Source organism: Arthrobacter sulfonylureivorans, assembly GCF_047607445.1.
Taxonomy (GTDB): domain Bacteria; phylum Actinomycetota; class Actinomycetes; order Actinomycetales; family Micrococcaceae; genus Crystallibacter; species Crystallibacter sulfonylureivorans_A.
The window spans coordinates 1-18,965 of the sequence record NZ_JBLKRT010000004.1; the positions used below are offsets into that span (position 1 = coordinate 1).

Sequence of the window (18,965 nt, forward strand, 5' to 3'; positions counted from 1 at the left end):
GGAAAAAAAAAACCACGCCGCCCCCCCCCACTCCCCCCCCCCCCGCCGTCGTAGTGGGTGCTCTTGGGGTCAGCCGCCGGTGGCTAGTGCTTGCCGGCCGGCTCCTGCTCCCGGACCGCCTCGCTCTTCGGGGCAACCGATGCCAGCACCGGCTTGCCCAGCATCGAGATCACCACGGCGCCGATCAGCATCGGGATGATGAAGAGGAAGTACAGGTCGGTGGGCTGCCAGCCGCCGTCCATCAGCGCGCCGGCGATGATCGGCGACGCGATGGCGCCGACGCGGCCCATGCCGATGACCAGGCCCAGGGCGGTGCCGCGCACGTCGGAGGTGTAGTAGGTGGGGCTGATGGCCAGCATGCCAGCGATGGGCGCGTTGGAGCCAAAGCCGACCAGGGCGGCGGCGAACAGCGCGCCGGCCAGCGAGCCGGTGGAGAGCGAGAACGCGCCGAAGGTCAGGCCGCCGATCACGAAGAACACCGCGAGGACCTTGCGCATCGGGAAGCGGGCGCCGAACGCACCCAGCACAACGGCGCCGATGATCGCGCCGACGCTGAAGAGCACGCCGGCGGTGATGCCGTCCTGCTGGCTGAAACCACTGGCGGTGACCAGCTTGGGCGTCCAGGAGTTGGCGAAGTAGAAGCTGGCCATCAGGATGAAGTACGCCAGCGAGATCAGGATGGTGCGGCGGGCGTTGACGCCGGTCAGCACGTCCGCGAAGCGGGACTTCTTCTTGGCCGGGGCCTCGGGCAGCTCCGGCAGCTCGCCGACCACCGGCTGGTCGATCCGGCGCAGCACCTTGTTGATGCGGTGCAGGGCATTTTCCGGGCGGCGTACCAGCAGGAAGTCGACCGACTCGGGGACGGCCTTCCAGATGAACGGAATCATGATCACGGTGATGACGGCACCGAACAGGAAGGCGGAGCGCCAGCCGAACGCGCTGATCAGGACACCGGTGGCCATGCCGCCCAGCACGCCGCCAATCGGCTGTCCGATGCTGACCAGGGCCAGCGCGGTGGAGCGCCGTTTGGCGTTGGAGAACTCGGACGCCAGCACGTTTGCGGTTGCCTGCAGCGTGCCCACGGCCAGGCCGGTGACAAAGCGCAGTACCACCAGCACGCCGTAGCCGGGCGCGAACGCGGAGATCAGCATGCCCACAGCGACGACGGCGGCGCCGATCACCAGAGTCTTCTGCCGGCCGATCACATCCGCGATGCTGGAGACGAAGATGGACCCAATCGCCATGCCGACCAGCGCGGAGCTCAGCAGTACGCCCAGTTGGCTGGCGCTCAGGCCCCAGTCCTCCATCACGGCGTTGGCGCTGAACGCCATCACCAGGACGTCGAAACCGTCGATCATGTACAGCGCCATACAGATGGCAATAACGCCTACCTGGGTGCGCTTCATCGGAGCCGCTTCGATGCGGGCCTTGATATCCATAGCGGGGCCTAACTTGTTGCTGGCGCGGCCGCTGCGAAGCGGCTGCTGACTGAACGACCGGTTTGTTCGGAATACGAACAAGCGTTCAAAATCACACTGACCCGTCAACTATATGGCGTGCACGACCCCTGCCTGTGCCGCAGGCCATAGATGTGTGAGCAAGCTCTCGTGGCGGGGGTTACAAAGGCCGGTGCCTGAGCCTCGCCCAGTACGGCCTGAGGCAGGACCCCCTGAAAATCTCACTGATAGGCCTATCCCGCCCCCTGCGGACGGAGCAGAGTTGAGCAAGGGGCTCACCGTCTACCGGCAAGTGAACAGGAGAAGACCATGAGAATTGCAGTCCTTGGAACCGGCAGAGTAGGCCAAACCATGGCAGCACGCCTTGCCGAGCTGGGCCACACCGTGACCATCGGAACCCGCGATCCTGAAGCCACACTATCCCGGACGGCGCCTGACGCCATGGGCACCCCGCCCTTGGTCGCGTGGGCCGCCGACCACCCCGGCATCGGTGTGGCCCGCTTCGCCGACGCCGCCGCCGGCGCCGACCTGATCGTCAACGCGACCAACGGCGGCGCATCCCTGGACGCCTTGACCCAGGCCGGAACCGAAAACCTCGACGGCAAAGTGATCCTGGACATCGCGAACCCCTTGGACACCACTCAGGGGATGCCTCCGACCCTCTTCGTCAAGGACACGGATTCGCTCGGCGAGCAGATCCAGCGGGCCTTCCCCGCAGCCCGCGTTGTAAAGTCCCTCAACACGCTCACCGCCGAATTCCAGGCCTACCCGGCCCGGCTCCCCGAGACCGGCACGGTCTTCGTGTCCGGCAACGACGCCGCGGCCAAGAGCTCGGTCACCGAACTCCTGAAGGATTTCGGCCATCAGGACGTCATCGACCTTGGCGACATCACCACCGCCCGCGGTGCCGAAATGGTGATGCCCCTCTGGCTCCGCCTCTGGGGCGCGCTCGGTTCCCCCGCCTTCAACTTCAAGATCGTCCGCTGACCTCTCGGAAGCCACTTCTCCTACCCGCGAGCGGGGAGACGGGCAGCCCTCCGAACCGCTAATCGCTCCAGGGGTCCGCGCTCCTCGGCGTTTGGATGCGCGACGCCGTCGGCGGAGTTACTCCCGCCGTGCATTCTTCAGCTGCCTCCGCCGCGGGAGTTTGGGCCCGCGCAGCTCGTCGGAGCGGACCAGCACGACGCCGGCGACGATCAGCACGCCGCCAAGCAGCTGGATGATGGCGGGGAGCTCGCCCAGCAGCAGCCAGGCCCAGATGACGGCGAAGAGCACCTCGGTCAGTGAGACGAAGGAGGCCACCTTGGAGCCGAGTGCGCGGGCGGCCATGATGCCCGTGACGTAGGACAGTACGGTGGACAGCAGCACCAGCCCGGCCAGCGGCACCCACCACTGGGTATGCCAGCCCGCCAACTGCACGTCGGCCGTGCTGAAGGTCATCGGCAGGATCTGCACTGCTCCCAGGACCACAATGGCGGCGCCACCCACCAGCAGGCCGCCGGCGGCGAGGACCAGCGGGGGCAGCGAATCATTCTGCTTGGCGGTGATGAAGAAGTAGACCACCAGGCACACTGCCGCGCCGAGCCCCCAGAGGACGCCGGCCAAATCCAGCTTCACCGGCCCGAAGACGTCCAGCACTAGCATCAGCCCGGCCACCGCCAGGACGGTGCCGGCAATGGTCGCCGGGCGGGGCATCCGGCGGCTGGTCAGCCAGAGCCAGAGGACGATCAGCACCGGCGCCAGGAACTCCAGAAGCAGCGCGACGCCCACGGACAGGGTGGCCACGGCGTTGAAGTAGAACAGCTGGCAGCCGGCCACGCCGATCAACCCGAAGAGCAGAATGGTCTTCCAGTTCTGCCGCAGCTGGTGCCAACGACCGCGCAACATGAAGGCGGCGGGCAGGAACAGAATCAGGGCCGCACCCACCATACGCACCGCCACCGCGGAGCCCGGGGTCCAGCCGGCTTCCAGCAGGGACTTGGCAAAAGAGCCGGAGAGTCCGAACACTGCCGAGGAAGCCAGTGCGATGCCGACGCCGGCCACAGCTGATCCGGGGCGCGGCGGAGCTGTTAGGAGGCGCTGCTCGGCAACGGTTGAAGCCATGATGGGTCCTTCAGGATGTGCGGTTCGCTCCCGGCGCAGAATGGTCCTGTCAGGAGTCATAAGAGGTATACTCCTGACAATAATCCCGCCAACGCTCAGGAGTCAAGATGGTATTTGCTCATGACACACAGGCTTCGTTGGTGGACGCGGCGCGGCTGGTCAACACGGCCGAGGTTCATCCGGATGGCTTGAGCAGCTTGGAGGAACTGGAGGCCTTTGTGCGCTCCGTGGGCTACACCGGCTCGCGCACGCATTCCGCCGGTGAGTTGGAAGCGGTCCGCGGCCTGCGCCCCATGCTCAAGGAAATCTGGTCAGCGCCGGAGGACCGCGCCGTCGTGATGGTGAATAAGATTCTGGCCGATGCCGGGGCCATCCCGCAGCTGATCAAACACGACCAATGGGACTACCACCTGCACGCCACCAGTCCCGATTCACCGCTGCACGTGCGGATCTCGGTGGAGGCTGCGATGGCGCTGGTGGACGTGATCCGCGAAAAGCAGCTGGACCGGCTGCGAACCTGCGCCGCGGAGGACTGCTCGGCGGTGCTTGTGGACCTGTCGAAGAACCGGTCGAAGCTCTTCTGCGATACCGGCAACTGCGCCAACCGCACGCATGTGGCCGCGTATCGGGCGCGGAAGTCGGCTGCCGCCAGCTGAGCACTGGGCACTACCGGCCAAGCCACGAGCTGACCGACGGCGGGCCAACCGCGGCTCGCCGGCCAAGCGCCCGCTCCCTTCGTGGTCGGCCTACCGGTTGCCGGCCGAGTACGGCGTGCCCGGGTCCAGATCAATCACCGTGCGCAGCGGCGGCAGCAGCGAATCCTCCCACGTGGCGGTGAATTTCATTCCCTCAGGACCGTTCAGTTGGGCCTTGGACTGGATCACCGGCCCGTGCTCGTAGAGGTAGGCCGCCACGTTGAAGGCCAGTTCCACCAGCACGTTCGGGTCGACGCCGCGGAAATGCACCTGAACATCCGGCAGGCCCAGCTGGTACATGCCCAGGCTGTCCACCACCATGGCGCCTTCGTCGTTGCTGACCAGGAAGAACCGCATGTTGACCGGGCCGGCCAGCGGATGGGCCGCCTCGAGTTCACCGGGGTCTCGCCAGTGCGAGTTGTGCAGCCAGCGGATCGCGGCCGGTTTGGTCGCCTCGGCCAGTAGGCGCAGCACCCGGTGGAAGGACTCGACGCGCGGCTTCGGTTCGAAGCCGCTGGCCACCACTTCAGTGACCAGGATCCGGTGGCTGCAGCCGGGCACTTCCTGCCCGGCATCCGGCCAGGACCAGCTCTGGTCGGTGGGAGTCGCTTGCAGCGCTTCAGCGGAGGTCATGGTCCCGCCGGGAACGGCAACGCCGGTGCTCAGGTGGACGGTCTGCGCGCCGCTGGAACCGTTGATGTCGAAGGAGTGGTCTGCGTGCGGCAGCAGGGCCACGCCCTGCGAAAAGGTGGCGCCGGGAAATTCTGCGGTCAGCCGGTTCCGGAGCTCCTCACTGAAGACGCCGGGATCGGCGCGGTACCAGAGCTCCGCCGCCAGGGTGGTTTTCGCTTCCGGGGCCTGCTCGCCGTTCGCGGCGGCGGTGTTGCCGGGGTCGGCCGGGAAGGGTTGCTGCGCGGAGGTGTTGCCGGAAGTCATGTTGCCAGCTTGTCAGGCGCGGACGGCCCGGCGCCAGCTTGTAAGGTCCGGGCGGGCATGCGCCAGCGGATCATCAGACCTGCGCCGGTGGATCAGCGGGCGGGCTCGGACGTCCCGGGGACAGCCGATTAGCGGGCGGAGCCGCCGTCGTCGTCGCCGCCGGAAAGACGGTTGGTGGCCTGGCCGGGGTTCTTGCGGGATTCCGCTGCCTGCTGCTCTTCCACCTGGGCCCGGCTCTGCGGCGTTCCGGGGGCAGGCACGCTGCCCGCGCCGCCTGGGATCTTCGACGAGACGCGGTGGATCCCGGAGCCTTCGCTGAGGTGGCTGGGGTTCTCCTTGGTGGACATGGTCAGCACCGCCACTACCAGCAGGGAGGCGATGAACGCGATGCCGGCAGCTGTCACGCCGAGGTCCCAGCGCAGCAGGTTGCCGGACCCACCGGTGGCGAAAACCATGGTGAGGAAACCGGCGATGACGGCCAGCACCGCCGAAAAGATCAACGGGCCCTTGACGGACAACCGCCGTTCGTCCGGACGCCCAGACGCGTTCTTGCCCACGATGATTCCTCCTGCTGACGGGGTAAAGCCACATCCAGTCTACCGGTCGTAGAAGTTCTCCGAGTGGTGCCGGTGGCCGCCGCCACATCGGGGCAGGCTTGTCAGCATCCGCCAGCTGCCGGACAATGCCCGCTCTAGCCGGCTGCGGCCTGCCGTGCGTCGTGCCGCAGGCTCAACGCGGCGATCAGCAGCACGACGGCGATGATGATCGCCGCCCCGCCCAGTACGCCCAGCAGGGCATGCGGGCCAAGGTAGGAGAAGAACGGCAGGGCAATGCCGAAGCCGACGGACACTGCGCCGGTGATCAGCCAGTCCCGGGCCAGCACTGAGCCGGCGCCGGGTGCGGCAGCGGAGTCCATCGCGGCCGCCGAGCCGCCGGCGGCAGGCCGGCCCTGCACCTGGTCGCCGCTCGCCGCACCGGCGGGCCGGTTGCTCCATCCCAGCATCAGCTCTGCGCCACCGGAGACCAGCAGCGCCGCGGTGGCCAGCACGGTGAACATCGGCACGGTCTGGAACACGCAGGCGAGGACGCCGGTCACCGCCAATACGCCGGCTTGCACGAGCAGCAGCTGGCGATGGGCCGCAGCGGCCGGCTGGCGGGCCAGCAGCCAGACCGCCACGCCACTGAGCAGCAGGAAGAGTCCGCCGGCCACGGCCATCACGGTTCGGCCGGGCTCCTGCCAGAAGATGGTGATGGCGCCGAAGGCAGCGGCCACCAGGGCGCGGAACAGGACTGGCTGCCAGAACGCGGCGGCCTGGGTAGTACTCGGGATCGTCACGGCTTCCAGCCTAATGCGCCCCGGTGATCATCCACGCATCGTTGCGCACCCGCCAGCCCAGCGTCGCGGCGCGGGCCGCCGTGTAGCCGAGCGCGAACGCGGCCCACAGCCAGAGCAGGCCCTCGGTGCCGGTCAGGCCGGCCCGCTCCACCCACACCAGCAGCGGCGCGTAGATGGCCAGGTTCACGACGCCGGCGATCGCCAGATACCGCGCGTCACCTGCGCCGATCAGCACGCCGTCCAGCACAAACACGAAGCCGCAGATCGGCTGGCTCAACGCCAGCACCCAGATGGCGGCGGTGAAGGCCTGGTGCACGGCCGGGTCGGAGGTGAAGACCCAGCCGAGCACGGGGGCCACCGCGGCCAGCAGCAGGCCGGTCACCGCACCGAAGCCGATGCCCCAGAGGATCATCCGGCGGGTCAGCGAGTGGGCCAGCGCCTTGTTCGACGCACCCAGTTCCTTGCCGATCAGGGCCTGGGCAGCGATCGCGATGGCGTCCAGCGCGAAGGCCAGGAAGCTGTACATGGTCATCACCAGTTGATGCCCGGCCAGACTCACCGGACCCTGCGAGGTGGCCACAAAAACGGTGGCGAGCAGCGCGACCCGCATGCTCAAGGTCCGCAGCATCAGCCAGGACCCGACGTGTGTGGTGGCCTTCAGCCCCGCCCAGGTGGGCCGCAGTGGCACGGAGAATTTGACCGCCCCGCGGTAGACGATGACCAGGTAGACCGCCGCCATGCCCCATTGCACCAGGCTGGTGCCCATCGCCGAACCGGCTACGGACAGTCCCATGCCGTAGACCAACAGGAAGTTCAGCCCGATGTTGACCAGGAAGCCGACGCCGGCCACCAGCAGCGGGGTCTTGGTGTCCTGCAGTCCGCGCAGCACGCCGGTGGCCGCCAGCACGATCAGCATGCCGGGCAGCCCCGGCATCGACCAGCGCAAGTACTCCACGGCGAAGTCCTGCACCGCCCCGGCAGCGCCCATCGCGGCGGTCAGGTCGGGCGCGAAGAACCAGCCGGCCACGGCCATCACGATGCCGACGGCCAGCGCCAGCCAGATGCCGTCGCGGCCGACGCCGTAGGCCTCCGCCAGCCGGCCCCCACCGAGCAGTCGTGCCACCGCGGGCGTGGTGGAGTAGGCCAGGAAGATCATCAATCCGACGACGGTCTGCACCACGGTGGCGGCCAGCCCCATGCCGGCCAGTTCCGCCACGCCGAGGTGTCCAACGATCGCCGAGTCGGCCGCCAGGAACAGCGGCTCGGCGATCAACGCCCCGAACGCGGGGATCGCGAGCGCAAGGATGCGCCGGTTCAGGCCCTGTCCTTGCTGCCGCGCGGCCGTCTTCTCCGGATTCACGCCTTCCAGCTTAGGCGCCATACAGCCCGGATTCCGGCGTGACGAACCTGCACCGCGGACCCGGAGCTTTCGCCAGGCGGACATCACGAGTGGCCAACGGAAGCTCCAGTTGTTCGGCAAGCGCTACGTAGGCGGCATCATAAGCAGTAATAGAGTGCCTCAGCTCCCAGATTCGTGCCGCCAGCAAGCCGAAGGGCCATGTCTGGAGGGGCCACTGCCGCATCTCACCGAAAGCAGCTGCCGCACGAATGCTCGTGAGCCGACCCGACAGCTCTTTTCGGCGCAAAACGTTCGCCGCTTCGAACAAAGCCAGCTCCGTCGCATGGTTCTGGCCGGACTTCAAAAGATTGCGCGCCCACGCGCGTTCCGGGGGAGTTCCCACTAACGCTGACAGCATGACTGACGCATCTACGACGAGGCCGCTTGGAGAAGTCACCGACGATCTGCGTCCAGAGCTTCAAGTATCTCGGCGGTGGTCAAGCCATCGTCTGTGTTCAGTTCGACATTCGCGTCGAGCCCTCGGACGAAATCTACCGGACTGGGACGGACCGCCAACTGCGCCAATTCCGCGTTCAGGTACTCCTGCAGCGATTGGCCCGACCGCCGTGCCTTAGCAGCCAGCCGGTCCCTAATCTCTTGGGGCACGTGGCGAATGGTGATGGATACCGTCATGATCCAAGCGTAGTCAGAGTGCAGGCATTATGCATGCACTTTCCACAAGGCTCTTTGGTCCCCCCCTCATCCGGTGCCGCGCCGACGCAGGGCGAGCGCCGCCGTCGTGCCCGCGACGACGGCGAGCGCAGCGGTAAAGCCGACCACGCCGTTCCATCCGAACCGGGCGAAGAATAGGCCGCCGGCCCAACCGAACAGGCTGGAGCCCGCGTAGTAGAAGAGGTTGTAGAGGCTGGAGGCTTGGGCCGCACCCACCGTCGCGAGCCGCGGCGTCCAGCCGGAGGCCACCGAATGGGCGGCAAAGAATCCGGCGGTGAAAAGCAGCAGCCCGAGCAGGATCAGCGGCAACGAATCGGCCAGGGTGATCGCCAGTCCGGCGATGCTGACCGCGATCCCGCCCAGCAGTACCGGCAGGCGGCCGGTGCGTACCGTCAGCCCGCCGGCCACCCGGGAACTCACCGTTCCGGCCAGGTAGGCCAGGAACAGCAGCGAGACCAGCGACGCGGGCAGCAAAAACGGCGGTGCTTCCAGCCGGAAGCTTAGGTAGTTGTACACGGCCACGAAGCCGCCCATCAGCAGGAACCCCTGCGCGTAGAGCGCCAGCAAAGGCACCGAGCGCAGGTTGGCCAGGATCCGCTGTCCGAGCCCCGGGCCTTGCCCGCGCTGCAGTGGACGGAATCCGCGCGGGGACGGAGCCAGCCGGACGAAGAGCACCGCGGCGAGCGCGGCCGCCAGGCTGACCGCCAGCAAGCCAGTGCGCCAGCCGGCCCACTCCCCCACCGGCCCGGCGATGAGGCGCCCGGCCAGGCCGCCCACGGTGGTGCCGGCCACGTAGGTGCCGGCGGCTACCGCCGCGTGCAGCCGCTGCACCTCCTCATTCAAATAGACCAGTGCGACGGCGGGGATCCCGCCGAGCGCCGCGCCCTCCAGGAAGCGCACCGCCAGCAAGGCGGGGAAGTTCGGTGCGAGCGGCAGCAGCAGGCCTAGTCCGACGGCGGCGCTGATCGCCCACGCCATGGTGCGCTTTCGACCGGCGCGGTCCGCTACCGCGGACCAGGGAATCACCGCGAGCGCCAGGCCGATGGTGGCGGCGGAGACGCTGAGCGCCGCATCGGCCGGGCCGACGGTGAAGCTGCGGGCGATGCCGGGCAGTACTGCCTGCACGGAGTACAGCTGGGCGAAGGTCGCGAAGCCGGCGAACAGCAGGGCCAGCAGCATGTTGCGGTAACCCCGGCTGCCTTTCGGGTGGCCCGCCCAAGGTTGCTCCGCACTACTCACGGATCCGATGCTATGCCGGAAGCCGCCGCCGGCCGGAATTGGGCAGTAACTGGGTGGCAGGCGCTGGGAGGCGAGCGCTGGCGCGGCGGTCGGATTTGGGTGGCCGGCGCTGGGAGGCGGCCGCGGGGGTGGCGGAACGCGTCGCCGCAGGTTCCTCAGTCCGGGCTTCGCCGCAGCAGCTGCCCGCGGGGTACATCATCGTTGACCGGGACACCGCGCAGGTAGGTGCGCCGGACGACCCCGGTGAGGGCTGCGCCGTCGTACGGGCAGATCGGGTTCTTGTGCTTCAGCACTGCCGCGTCCACCACGAAGTCCTCCCGGTCCGCGAAGACGGCGAAATCGGCGTCCGCACCGACTTCGATCCGGCCCTTCCGCTGCAAGCCCGCGATGCCGGCCGGCCGGGCGGACATCCAGTCCACCACCCGTTCCAAGGCAAACCCGCGCCGGCGCGCTTCGGTCCAGACCAGTGGCAGGCCCAGCTGCAGCGAGGCGATCCCGCCCCAAGCGGTGCCGAAGTCGCCGTGCGCCAGGTCCTTCAGGTCCAGGGTGCTGGGCGAGTGGTCGGAGACGATGCAGTCGATGGTCCCGTCGGCCAGGCCGTCCCAGAGCATCTCGCGGTTGGCTTGCCCGCGGACGGGCGGACAGCATTTGAAGGCGGTGGCTCCGTCCGGAATGTCCTCGGCGGTCAGCGTCAGATAGTGCGGGCAGGTTTCCGCGGTCAGCCGGACTCCTGCGGCCTTGGCCTCGGCGATCTCCGCCAGCGCGTCCGCGGAGGACAGGTGCAGGATGTGCACGCGGGCGCCGGTGCTGCGGGCCCGTTCGATCACGTTCGCGATCGCCGCGGTTTCCGCGCTGCCCGGCCGCGAGGCCAGGAAGGACGCATACGTCGTCCCGGCAGGATGCGGGGCCCGGTCGATGGTCCCGGCGTCCTCGGCGTGCACCAGCATCAGTGCGCCGAAGGCTGCCAGTTCAGCCAGGTCCTTTTCCAGCTCCGCCGGGCTGAGCGGCGGGAATTCGTCCACGCCGGAGTGGACCAGGAAGCACTTGAAGCCGAAGACCCCCGCGTCGTGCAGCGGCCGCAGGTCCTTGATGTTGCCCGGCACCGCACCGCCCCAGAAACCCACATCCACAAAGGCCTGCTCGACGGCGGCGGCCCGCTTCTCCTCCAAGGCCGGCACACTCACGGTGGGCGGGATGCTGTTCAGCGGCATGTCCACGATGGTGGTCACGCCCCCGGCCGCCGCGGCGCGGGTGGCGGAGGCGAACCCCTCCCACTCGGTGCGCCCCGGCTCGTTGACGTGGACGTGCGTGTCCACCAACCCCGGGATCAGCACCTCGTCGGCTTCCAGCTGAAGCGTGCTGGCGCCCCGCAGCCCGGCACCTAAGGGCGCGACGGCCGCCACCGTGCCGTCGCGGACGCCGATTTCCCGCGGCCCGGTTCCGTTCGGCATCATGACCCGGCCGCCCCGGACCACCAGATCGAAAACTTCCTCGGTGTCAGTTAACTTGTCGGTCAACTGGCCTGCTCCTGTCTCGAAATTCCGTCCGCGCTCCGGGCTTAGAGCATGATCTGCCGATTGACGTCTTTGTACAGCAGGTAGCGGAAATTGGACGGTCCGCCGGCGTAGCAAGCCTGCGGGCAGAAGGCCCGCAGCGACAGGTAGTCGCCCTCCTGTACCTCCACCCAGTCGCCGTTCAACCGGTACACGCCCTTGCCTTCAAGCACGTAGAGGCCGTGTTCCATCACGTGCGTTTCTGCGAACGGGATCGACGCACCCGGCTCGAAGGTGACCACGTTGACGTGCATGTCGTAGGCCAGGTCGTCGACGGGCAGCATCCGGGTGGTGCGCCACCGGTTCTGCGAATCCGGCATCGGCACGGGCTCGATGTCCTGCTCGTTGCCGAACACCGGCTTGGCGCTGTGGCCCTCCAGCGGCTGGTAGGCCTTGCGGATCCAGTGGAATTGCGCGGGCGCATCGCCGTCGTTCCTGACCGTCCACCGGGCGCCCGCCGGCGCATAGGCAAATCCGCCCGGGAGCAGCCGGCGCTGGTCGCCGTCGATGGTCACGGACAGTTCGCCGCCGAGCACGAAGATGAAACCCTGCACGGTCGGCTGCTCTTCCGGCCGCTCCGCTCCTCCGCCGGGGTCCACCTCCATCAGGTACTGCGCGAACGTGCTGGCACCTCCCGGAACCGGCCGGTTGAGCACCCAGCATCGTGTGCCGGCCCAGCCGGGCAGCACGCTGGTGACAATGTCGCGGAGCACGCCGCGCGGAATCACCGTGTAGGCCTCGGTCACGATGGCCCGGTCGGTGAGCAGGTCGGTTTGCGGCGGCAGCCCGGCCGGATTCGCGTAGTAGTGCGGGGTGTTCATGGTGTTCCCTCCGCCCCGGCGGATCTGGGCGGATTGGCCAGCGAGCGGAGCTGCGCCACCGGAACGCCCGCCAGTTGGATGAACTCGGCTTCCTCCACCGCGCCACAGGTCAACGCGCGGTCGAGGAAGCGGGCGAGGGCGCGAGCGGTGGCGGGTTCATCCAGGACGGTGCCCGCCGTCCCTTGCACATAGTTCCTTAGCCGGGTGGCCGCGGACTCCAGTCCGTCCCGGTAGAAGGCATAGGTGGCCAGGAATCGGGTGGGCAGCTGCGCCGGGTGCAGGTCCCAGCCCTGGTAGATGCCGCGTTCCAGGTGCCGGCGGACCAGCCTGGCGTGCAGCGCCCAGGCCGCCCTGATGTTGCCGGGCTCGCCAACCGGCAGGATGTTCGTCGAGCCATCGGACAGGCGCACACCGGTGCCCGCCGCGGCAACCTGCATCACGTTCTTGGCATGGTCGGCCGCCGGGTGCTCCATCGACTGGTCGCCGGCGGCGATGCCCAGTGAGGCGCTGTAGTCGTAGGTCCCGTAGTGCAGACCGGACACCCGTCCGGCCCCCTCGTGGATCAGCCGGGCCACCGGCGCCGTGCCGTCCGCGGCGAGGATCAGCTGCGGCGTCTCCACCTGGACTTCGAAGCGTAGCCGCCCGGATACCAGGCCGTGCGACCACTCCAGCTGCTCACAGGCGTACACCATGGCGCTGACCTGCTCCACGGTGCTGACCTTGGGCAGCGTGAGCACCAGCCCGGCGGGCAGGCCGCGTCCGCCGGCAACTTCGGTCAACGACCCGATGAACAGGTCCAGCGTGCGCAGTCCGCGGGCGCGGGTGGCCGCCTCCAGACTTTTGAACCGGATGCCGATGAACGGGGGCGCGGTCCCCGCTGCAACCGTTTCGGCCACCTGTTGGCCGGCGCGTTCCGCGGCGGCGTCTTCTTCGTCGTCGTCGTGCTGGCGGTAGCCGTCCTCGAAATCCACCCGCAGGTCTTCGATCGGTTCGGTCTCCAGCTTGCGCCGGACCAGCTCGGCCAGCTGTCCCGGTTCCGCCAGCTCCAGATAGGCCGCCAGCTGTTCCAGCCCGCCGTGGGCTTTGGCCACCGCGAGCGCCTCGGCACCCCAGCGGGTGGGCAGCTCCGGGACGTATGCGTCAGCCGGAATATACACCGTGTGGACCGGCTGGCGGTCGGCGCCGTCCCCCGAGTAGGCGGTGGCGAGGAGTCGGTCGGTGGCAGCCAGTTCGGTGTCGATTCGGGCCAGCACGTCCGGTCCCAAGGCCAGGCGGCGGGCCATCAGGTCACCAGCTCATAGGCCGGCAGTGTCAGGAAGTCCACGAACTCCGCGCCGGTGGCCAGTTCGCCGATTAGCCGGCTGGCCGGCAGGTAGTGGCGTTCAAACTCCGCCGGATCCACTTCCCCGCGCAGGCGTTCGGTTTCCTCGGCCAGCAACTTGTCCACCAGTTCGGCGGTGACCGTGTTTCCGGTATCGGCCAGCACCACCTTGTTGTGCAACTGCTGCCAGATCTGCGAGCGCGAGATCTCGGCGGTGGCGGCGTCCTCCATCAGGTTGTGGATGGCCACCGCACCGTTGCCGGACAGCCAGACGGCGGTGTAGGCCACCGCCACGTACAGGTTCAGCCGCAGGCCGGCTTCGGTGACCTCGCCGCCGGCGGACGGAATGTCCAGCAGTTGCTCCGGGGTGACCTGCACGTCGTCGCGCAGCCGGTCCAGCTGGTTCGGCTTGTCCCCCAGCACGTCGTCGAACACTTCCTGGCAGATCGGCACCAGGTCCGGATGGGCCACCCAGGAGCCGTCGAAGCCGTCGCCGGCCTCCCGGGTCTTGTCCGCGCGGACCTTCTCCACCGCCCGGGCTGTGGTCTCGGGTTCGCGCCGGTTGGGGATGAACGCAGCCATCCCGCCCATCGCGAAGGCGCCCCGCCGGTGGCAGGTCTTAACCAGCAACTCGGTGTAGGCGCGCATGAACGGCGCCGTCATCGACACGCTCGCGCGGTCCGGCAGCACAAAGTCGGCGCCCGCGTCGCGGAAGTACTTGATGATGCTGAACAGGTAGTCCCAGCGGCCGGCGTTCAGGCCGGAGGCGTGCTCGCGCAGTTCGTAGAGGATTTCCTCCATTTGGAATGCCGCCGGGATGGTCTCGATCAGCACCGTGGCCCGCACCGTCCCGTGCGGGATGCCGAGCGCGTCCTGGGCCGCGGTGAACACCTCGTTCCAGAGCCGCGCCTCCAGATGGCTCTCCATTTTGGGCAGGTAGTAGAACGGGCCCTGGCCGGTGGAGGCCAGATGGGCCGCGTTGTGGAAGAAGTGCAGACCGAAGTCCACCAGCGCGGCGACGGCGGGAGCGCCGTCGAGCATGAGGTGCTTTTCCGGCAGGTGCCAGCCGCGCGGTCGGACCACCACCGTGGCCAGCGGCGCGTCCTTGCGCAGCCGGTACTCCTTGCCCTCGGCGGAGGTGTGCGACAGCTCGCCCCGGGCGGCGCCGTAGAGGTTGAGCTGGGCATCAATCACGTTGTGCCAGCTCGGCGCGCAGGCATCTTCCAGGTCCGCCAGCCAGACCTTGGCGCCCGAGTTCAGCGCGTTGATCGCCATCTTCGCTGGCGTCGCCGGCCCGGTCATCTCCACCCTGCGGTCCTGCAGGGCCGCCGGTGCCGGGGCGACGCTCCAGTCGCCGGTGCGGATGTGTTCGGTCTCCGGCAAGAAGTCCAGCTTGCCCGTCTGGGATGCGGCGCGGCGGTGCTCGGCGCGGTCGGCCAGCAGCTTGTCCCGGGTACCGGCGAACCTGCGGTGCAGCTCCTCGATGAAGTCCAACGCCTCCGGCGTGAGGATCTTCTCGGCGCCGGCCACGGGCGGCTGGTCCGTTATCTCGATGGTCATCGCGCTCCTCCCTGAGGGATCGGTCCTGGGCTTCCAGCCGCGGTCGTCGGCTAGCAGAATCCGGGCAGGTTGGCCCAAATCTCGTGGTTGGCAGGGCTCCCCTCGCGCTGGATCGCCGCTTCGATCAGGCCGTAGGGCCGGTCCGCGGCGAAGAACACCTCGTTCGGGTTCTCCATGCCGAACGGATGCAGATCCACGGCAAAGTGGTGCTTATTGGGCAGCGACATCCTGATCTCTTCGATCTCGGGATGCGCCTCCAACACCAGCCGCCCCATCTGGAACATGGTCTGCTGCAGGGCCAGCGAATGGGTCTCTGCGAACCCCTTCAGCAGCAGCGACCGGACACTGGCGTAGACCGCATCGAAATCCGCCTCCGTGCTCCGGTAGCGCCAGCGCGCGGTGACGTCGGTGGCCAGGATCCGGTCGGTGGTCTCCTGCAGTGTGGTGTATCTGTCCCGCGGGAAACCGTGGAACTCGCTGCCGGTGGACTTGAGCACCGTCAGGCCGTGGAGACCGGCCAGCACGGTGGTACCGGTCTGGGACAGGCCGACGACGGCGGTGCGCACCTCGCTCTTATTGCGGGAGAAGGCGTGGTCATGGTTGTTGATCCGGTCCCACAAGTACTGCTCTGCTTCCCAGCGTCCTCCGGTGACCCAGTCGAACCGGCCGGTGAAATAGCGGCCCAGCCGGAGCAGGAATTCCTCGGGCGTTCCCACGCCGCCCCGGGCCAGGGCGTAGACGGTGTTTTTCTGGGTGTCCGTGGCCACCACGTGCGAGTTGTCGCCGGCGACGTGGGCCTGCTCGAAGTCGCCGTGCAGCTGGGACGTGATGTTGAGGTCCTGGATGTGGTGCCGGTCGATGTCCCGGGTGATCTTGACCAGGCGAACTTCCGCCTTGCCGTACTGGTTCGGCCCCAGGACCACGCGGGTGGATGCTCTGGTGTTGGCGGCTGTGCTCATCCTGGCTAGCTCCCTCGGTAGGTTGAGTAAGCAAACGGACTGATCAGAAGCGGTACGTGGTAGTGCTGGGCCGGTTCCTTGACCTCGAAGGTCACCTCGACGGATGGAAAGAACGTCTCCACACCTGCCGCCGCGAAGTAGGGTCCTGTCTCGAACCTGATCCGGTAGACGCCGGCGTCGACCGCCTCGGGGCCGAGGTTTGTGATCCGGCCGTCGCTGTCTGTACGGCCTTCGGCAACCTCCCGCCAGCCGGACACTTCTTGCGCCTCCAGCAGGGCTTTGACGCCGGACGCTGGCTTCCCGGTTCCGGTGTCCAGGATGTGGGTGGTGATGTGGCTGGTGTTCACGGCTCGATCGCTCCGTCCAGCCGCAGCAGGGCGATCTCGCGCAGTTGTTGTCCCACGACGGCGATCTCCTCCTCCGGCGTATTGTCCAGCCGGCTGGTGAGCTGCTTCAGGATGTCTTCGGTGCTGCGCCCTGCCGCGCGGATCAGGAAGACGCGCCCGAACTTTTCTTCGTAGGCGAGGTTCAGCCGGCGCAATTCCGCCTGAGCAGCGGCATCACGTGACACCCCGGCCTGTTCACCGCGAGACAAGCCCGCTTCGGTGCTGTTCCCCTTGGCACGTTCGCCAATGCGCGGATGCCGGGCCAGCGCTGCGTCGATCTCGGCTTCGCTCCAAGGCTCCGCTGCCGCTTCGGCCGCGGCCAGCAACTGTTCCTTGCCCTCGAACGGGCGGGCATCAACCAGCTCCGCCACCCACCGGGAATTGTCCACGCAGGGGCGCAGCACTGCGGCCGCCTCGGGAGCCGGAAGTGAGTTGAAGGACGATAACTTCATGGCAGGTGTCAGCTCTTTCGTCAGTTTCCACCTCAGCGCTGAACACCCTTGACCATCGCCAACCAGGCGACTTGATTCGATGTTTAAATGGTGGAACTCGTCAGGTGCGCCTCAGTCTAGGCCAACCCGCCACCCTTGTGAACCTCCCCGATGCAACCGTTGCCAATCCCCCGGCAGGCATAAATTTGGCCTAATACGATCGCCCTAGGCAACGCTAAGGGCCCCCAGGGAGATCTCATTTCTCGTCCATGACCGCCCGGATCTGACCATCGAACAGATCGACCGGCTGGTCGGCCCGCTTCCCCTACCCGAGTTGGAACCCTAACTAACTAGCTGCTCTTCTGCCGGTTCAGCTGGGACTATGGCTGCGCGTCGGTCACCGCCGACATCGGTCATGAGAACGGAATGGTCGACGTCGCGTATGAGCGCTGCGCCAACTGTGGAACTAAGTTCTCCTCCGGTTCAAGACAGCAAGGTCTCCCCATGCACCGCGCGAAAATGCGCAGCTGGCGAGCAGTTACCGGAAGAGAATAATATGCTCTGTCGGTTAGCATCGGAATCTGTATAGGTGGCCCGGACGTTGCCGGTTTGGGGCGAAAGATTCCATTTACTGTGATTCCAACCGGTGTGGTTCCACCCTTGAGATCCATGGGCGGTCAGGGCCTTCTTGAAAGGATGTTTGTATCCGTTTTTGGGACCGAACGAGTACACAAGTCGCGACCGCCTGCCGGAGGCCGGTCGAGGGAGGTTCGAGGTTCCTCCGGGATCAGCCCCATGGTGGGAAGCAACTAACAAAGCTACCTTATGGGGAGGTTCTTCACACATGTCGTATCTGGCGTCGCCGGGAAAAAACATTGTGTGGGAAGGGCAGGAAATTGCGCAGGTAAGTGTGAGAGTCAATCCACTATTGTTGCGGTCCGCCCCCTTCCCGTATTTCAGATATATGCGTTGCCCATAAGGCAGATCCTTACCTGGCTTAGAACTCCGTTTTACCACGAATATTGACCCTCCCTGCTGCAGGATCAGCGCCGCAAATTTTGCGTGAGTTCCAGCAATCTTTTGGCTTGGAACCACCCAGCAACTTTTTAGAAGCCCTTGCTTGCCGTCCTTGGCTGCTGCCCAGTGGTCTCTGTCCCAGTGGGACAGGAGCACCAACGGAGTGCTGCAGTCACATAGATCCAGATTGACAGGTGCAGACGTTCCTTTCCCGCCTCGGCCGACGTCAAAATAGACTACTGCCTTGCCAGAGGAGTCAAAAAGTGCATTGGCTGAACCTTGGCCGACATCGTGCACAATTACACCCTCAACAGTTGGAATGCTATCGAGCACCCCCCGGAGTCTCGGTGCAGTGACCCGAGGCCAGTTCACCATGTCGAGAATCGCAGACAATTTTTTTGCTTCCCTTGGAGAAACGACTTCAAAGTCGTCCGCGCCCACTGTTACTGGTTCCTCTGTGTTTAATGCATTAGTAGGCAGCGGTAGTTGCAACCAGGTGGCCTCGGCCATCAGTTCCTGCCAGCGCATCAGGTTGTCTACTCGCGCAGTGACGATGGCCGTAGGAACTTCGGTTAGAAGATCCATCGACGGTGCCGCTGGATCTTCGGTGAGGCGGAAAGAGCGCCGCCATCGATTCCTCAACTGCTGATGAGATTCGTTTATGAGCCGCCGTAGCGTCGGTGAGCTGGCCGTTGTGCAATCAAGGAGAACTCGCCTTCCCTCTACATCTACTTCTTCAACTCTGGCGTAAACTTGAATTTCCGTGATTTCTGCACGAGATGTCAACGTTTATTCCTCCAATAACGAGCCCATGTGAACCGCACCGGGGCTTGGGCCGTCTTTCCCTTGCCGCCTCATCGTCTGAAGAAGCGTTGAAAGTAGCTTAATAAATTTCTTGAGTCCATATGGCGGTACGATTCCGAAGGTGCTGCGTGGCTGGCGACTGCTGGGCTGCCGGCATTACCCGAGCCTTGAGGACATCTGTGACATCTGGGGAAGAACGCCTGGGTGCCGATTCACCCCTTCAGTGGCCATAAGCCTAGTGACCACCTGGTAGTCGATTTTTTGTTTCAGTAAAGA

19 protein-coding genes are annotated in these 18,965 nt (G+C 66.6%); 2 read left to right on the forward strand and 17 right to left on the reverse strand.

Annotation, left to right across the window (positions count from 1 at the left end; all coding sequences use genetic code 11):
- Nucleotides 1-83: 83 nt before the first annotated feature.
- A complete protein-coding gene (locus ACMX2H_RS02775) occupies nt 84-1,439 on the reverse strand; it encodes an MFS transporter (RefSeq protein ID WP_414958864.1) in 1,356 nt (451 codons plus the stop codon).
- Between the two features lie 327 nt (nt 1,440-1,766).
- Here ACMX2H_RS02775 and ACMX2H_RS02780 point away from each other — a divergent pair, with 327 nt between their 5' ends.
- On the forward strand, nt 1,767-2,444 hold the full coding sequence (locus tag ACMX2H_RS02780; RefSeq protein ID WP_414958865.1) for an NADPH-dependent F420 reductase: 678 nt from the start codon (nt 1,767-1,769) through the stop codon (nt 2,442-2,444).
- 117 nt (nt 2,445-2,561) lie between these two features.
- Here the strand turns inward: ACMX2H_RS02780 and ACMX2H_RS02785 are convergent, their stop codons facing one another.
- Nucleotides 2,562-3,560, reverse strand: coding sequence for an EamA family transporter (locus ACMX2H_RS02785; RefSeq protein ID WP_414958866.1), 999 nt, complete (start codon nt 3,558-3,560; stop codon nt 2,562-2,564).
- Between the two features lie 107 nt (nt 3,561-3,667).
- On the opposite strand from ACMX2H_RS02785, the gene ACMX2H_RS02790 reads away from it, so the two are divergent.
- Nucleotides 3,668-4,216, forward strand: a complete 549-nt coding sequence (locus tag ACMX2H_RS02790) for a CGNR zinc finger domain-containing protein (RefSeq protein WP_414958867.1) — start codon at nt 3,668-3,670, stop codon at nt 4,214-4,216.
- A gap of 90 nt (nt 4,217-4,306) precedes the next feature.
- On the opposite strand, the gene ACMX2H_RS02795 is transcribed toward ACMX2H_RS02790, so the two are convergent.
- From ACMX2H_RS02795 to ACMX2H_RS02865, 15 genes are all read right to left on the reverse strand, one after another.
- Nucleotides 4,307-5,191: a DUF4261 domain-containing protein gene (locus tag ACMX2H_RS02795; protein ID WP_414958868.1), complete on the reverse strand. Its 885-nt coding sequence runs from the start codon at nt 5,189-5,191 to the stop codon at nt 4,307-4,309.
- A 128-nt stretch (nt 5,192-5,319) separates the two neighbouring features.
- Nucleotides 5,320-5,748 (reverse strand): hypothetical protein, encoded by a 429-nt coding sequence (locus tag ACMX2H_RS02800; RefSeq protein ID WP_414958869.1) that lies wholly within the window; start codon nt 5,746-5,748, stop codon nt 5,320-5,322.
- A 134-nt stretch (nt 5,749-5,882) separates the two neighbouring features.
- On the reverse strand, nt 5,883-6,527 hold the full coding sequence (locus ACMX2H_RS02805) for a hypothetical protein (RefSeq protein WP_414958870.1): 645 nt from the start codon (nt 6,525-6,527) through the stop codon (nt 5,883-5,885).
- A gap of 10 nt (nt 6,528-6,537) precedes the next feature.
- On the reverse strand, nt 6,538-7,908 hold the full coding sequence (locus tag ACMX2H_RS02810) for an MATE family efflux transporter (protein WP_414958871.1): 1,371 nt from the start codon (nt 7,906-7,908) through the stop codon (nt 6,538-6,540).
- Nucleotides 7,898-8,323, reverse strand: a complete 426-nt coding sequence (locus ACMX2H_RS02815; RefSeq protein WP_414958872.1) for a type II toxin-antitoxin system VapC family toxin — start codon at nt 8,321-8,323, stop codon at nt 7,898-7,900. The genes ACMX2H_RS02810 and ACMX2H_RS02815 overlap by 11 nt, the downstream gene beginning before the upstream one ends.
- Complete coding sequence (locus ACMX2H_RS02820; protein ID WP_414958873.1) at nt 8,320-8,559, reverse strand: FitA-like ribbon-helix-helix domain-containing protein; 240 nt, start codon at nt 8,557-8,559, stop codon at nt 8,320-8,322. The genes ACMX2H_RS02815 and ACMX2H_RS02820 overlap by 4 nt, the downstream gene beginning before the upstream one ends.
- A gap of 66 nt (nt 8,560-8,625) precedes the next feature.
- Nucleotides 8,626-9,777, reverse strand: coding sequence for an MFS transporter (locus tag ACMX2H_RS02825; protein ID WP_414958978.1), 1,152 nt, complete (start codon nt 9,775-9,777; stop codon nt 8,626-8,628).
- A gap of 215 nt (nt 9,778-9,992) precedes the next feature.
- Nucleotides 9,993-11,354, reverse strand: coding sequence for an allantoinase AllB (allB, locus tag ACMX2H_RS02830; RefSeq protein WP_414958874.1), 1,362 nt, complete (start codon nt 11,352-11,354; stop codon nt 9,993-9,995).
- Nucleotides 11,355-11,395: 41 nt separating this feature from the next.
- Nucleotides 11,396-12,211, reverse strand: a complete 816-nt coding sequence (locus ACMX2H_RS02835) for a bifunctional allantoicase/(S)-ureidoglycine aminohydrolase (protein WP_414958875.1) — start codon at nt 12,209-12,211, stop codon at nt 11,396-11,398.
- Nucleotides 12,208-13,494: a DUF6986 family protein gene (locus ACMX2H_RS02840; protein WP_414958876.1), complete on the reverse strand. Its 1,287-nt coding sequence runs from the start codon at nt 13,492-13,494 to the stop codon at nt 12,208-12,210. The genes ACMX2H_RS02835 and ACMX2H_RS02840 overlap by 4 nt, the downstream gene beginning before the upstream one ends.
- A complete protein-coding gene (gene aceB, locus ACMX2H_RS02845) occupies nt 13,494-15,092 on the reverse strand; it encodes a malate synthase A (protein ID WP_414958877.1) in 1,599 nt (532 codons plus the stop codon). The genes ACMX2H_RS02840 and aceB overlap by 1 nt, the downstream gene beginning before the upstream one ends.
- 50 nt (nt 15,093-15,142) lie before the next feature.
- Nucleotides 15,143-16,051 carry a factor-independent urate hydroxylase gene (pucL, locus tag ACMX2H_RS02850; RefSeq protein WP_414958878.1) on the reverse strand — a complete coding sequence of 303 codons (909 nt, stop codon included), beginning with the start codon at nt 16,049-16,051 and terminating at the stop codon, nt 15,143-15,145.
- 5 nt (nt 16,052-16,056) lie between these two features.
- Nucleotides 16,057-16,398, reverse strand: a complete 342-nt coding sequence (gene uraH / locus ACMX2H_RS02855) for a hydroxyisourate hydrolase (RefSeq protein ID WP_414958879.1) — start codon at nt 16,396-16,398, stop codon at nt 16,057-16,059.
- Nucleotides 16,395-16,889 carry a 2-oxo-4-hydroxy-4-carboxy-5-ureidoimidazoline decarboxylase gene (uraD, locus tag ACMX2H_RS02860; RefSeq protein WP_414958880.1) on the reverse strand — a complete coding sequence of 165 codons (495 nt, stop codon included), beginning with the start codon at nt 16,887-16,889 and terminating at the stop codon, nt 16,395-16,397. Before uraD ends, uraH begins: the two co-directional genes overlap by 4 nt.
- A 462-nt stretch (nt 16,890-17,351) precedes the next feature.
- Nucleotides 17,352-18,671, reverse strand: a complete 1,320-nt coding sequence (locus ACMX2H_RS02865; RefSeq protein ID WP_414958881.1) for a ComEC/Rec2 family competence protein — start codon at nt 18,669-18,671, stop codon at nt 17,352-17,354.
- Nucleotides 18,672-18,965 lie beyond the last annotated feature (294 nt).

Bases quoted from the DNA above. Each gene is read 5' to 3' on its own strand.
- aceB (WP_414958877.1), bottom strand. From the start codon at position 15,092: ATGACCATCGAGATAACGGACCAGCCGCCCGTGGCCGGCGCCGAGAAG.
- ACMX2H_RS02775 (WP_414958864.1), bottom strand. From the start codon at position 1,439: ATGGATATCAAGGCCCGCATCGAAGCGGCTCCGATGAAGCGCACCCAG.
- ACMX2H_RS02840 (WP_414958876.1), bottom strand. From the start codon at position 13,494: ATGGCCCGCCGCCTGGCCTTGGGACCGGACGTGCTGGCCCGAATCGAC.
- ACMX2H_RS02785 (WP_414958866.1), bottom strand. From the start codon at position 3,560: ATGGCTTCAACCGTTGCCGAGCAGCGCCTCCTAACAGCTCCGCCGCGC.
- ACMX2H_RS02825 (WP_414958978.1), bottom strand. From the start codon at position 9,777: ATGCTGCTGGCCCTGCTGTTCGCCGGCTTCGCGACCTTCGCCCAGCTG.
- pucL (WP_414958878.1), bottom strand. From the start codon at position 16,051: ATGAGCACAGCCGCCAACACCAGAGCATCCACCCGCGTGGTCCTGGGG.
- ACMX2H_RS02820 (WP_414958873.1), bottom strand. From the start codon at position 8,559: ATGACGGTATCCATCACCATTCGCCACGTGCCCCAAGAGATTAGGGAC.
- ACMX2H_RS02810 (WP_414958871.1), bottom strand. From the start codon at position 7,908: ATGGCGCCTAAGCTGGAAGGCGTGAATCCGGAGAAGACGGCCGCGCGG.
- ACMX2H_RS02835 (WP_414958875.1), bottom strand. From the start codon at position 12,211: ATGAACACCCCGCACTACTACGCGAATCCGGCCGGGCTGCCGCCGCAA.
- uraD (WP_414958880.1), bottom strand. From the start codon at position 16,889: ATGAAGTTATCGTCCTTCAACTCACTTCCGGCTCCCGAGGCGGCCGCA.
- ACMX2H_RS02790 (WP_414958867.1), top strand. From the start codon at position 3,668: ATGGTATTTGCTCATGACACACAGGCTTCGTTGGTGGACGCGGCGCGG.
- ACMX2H_RS02780 (WP_414958865.1), top strand. From the start codon at position 1,767: ATGAGAATTGCAGTCCTTGGAACCGGCAGAGTAGGCCAAACCATGGCA.
- ACMX2H_RS02795 (WP_414958868.1), bottom strand. From the start codon at position 5,191: ATGACTTCCGGCAACACCTCCGCGCAGCAACCCTTCCCGGCCGACCCC.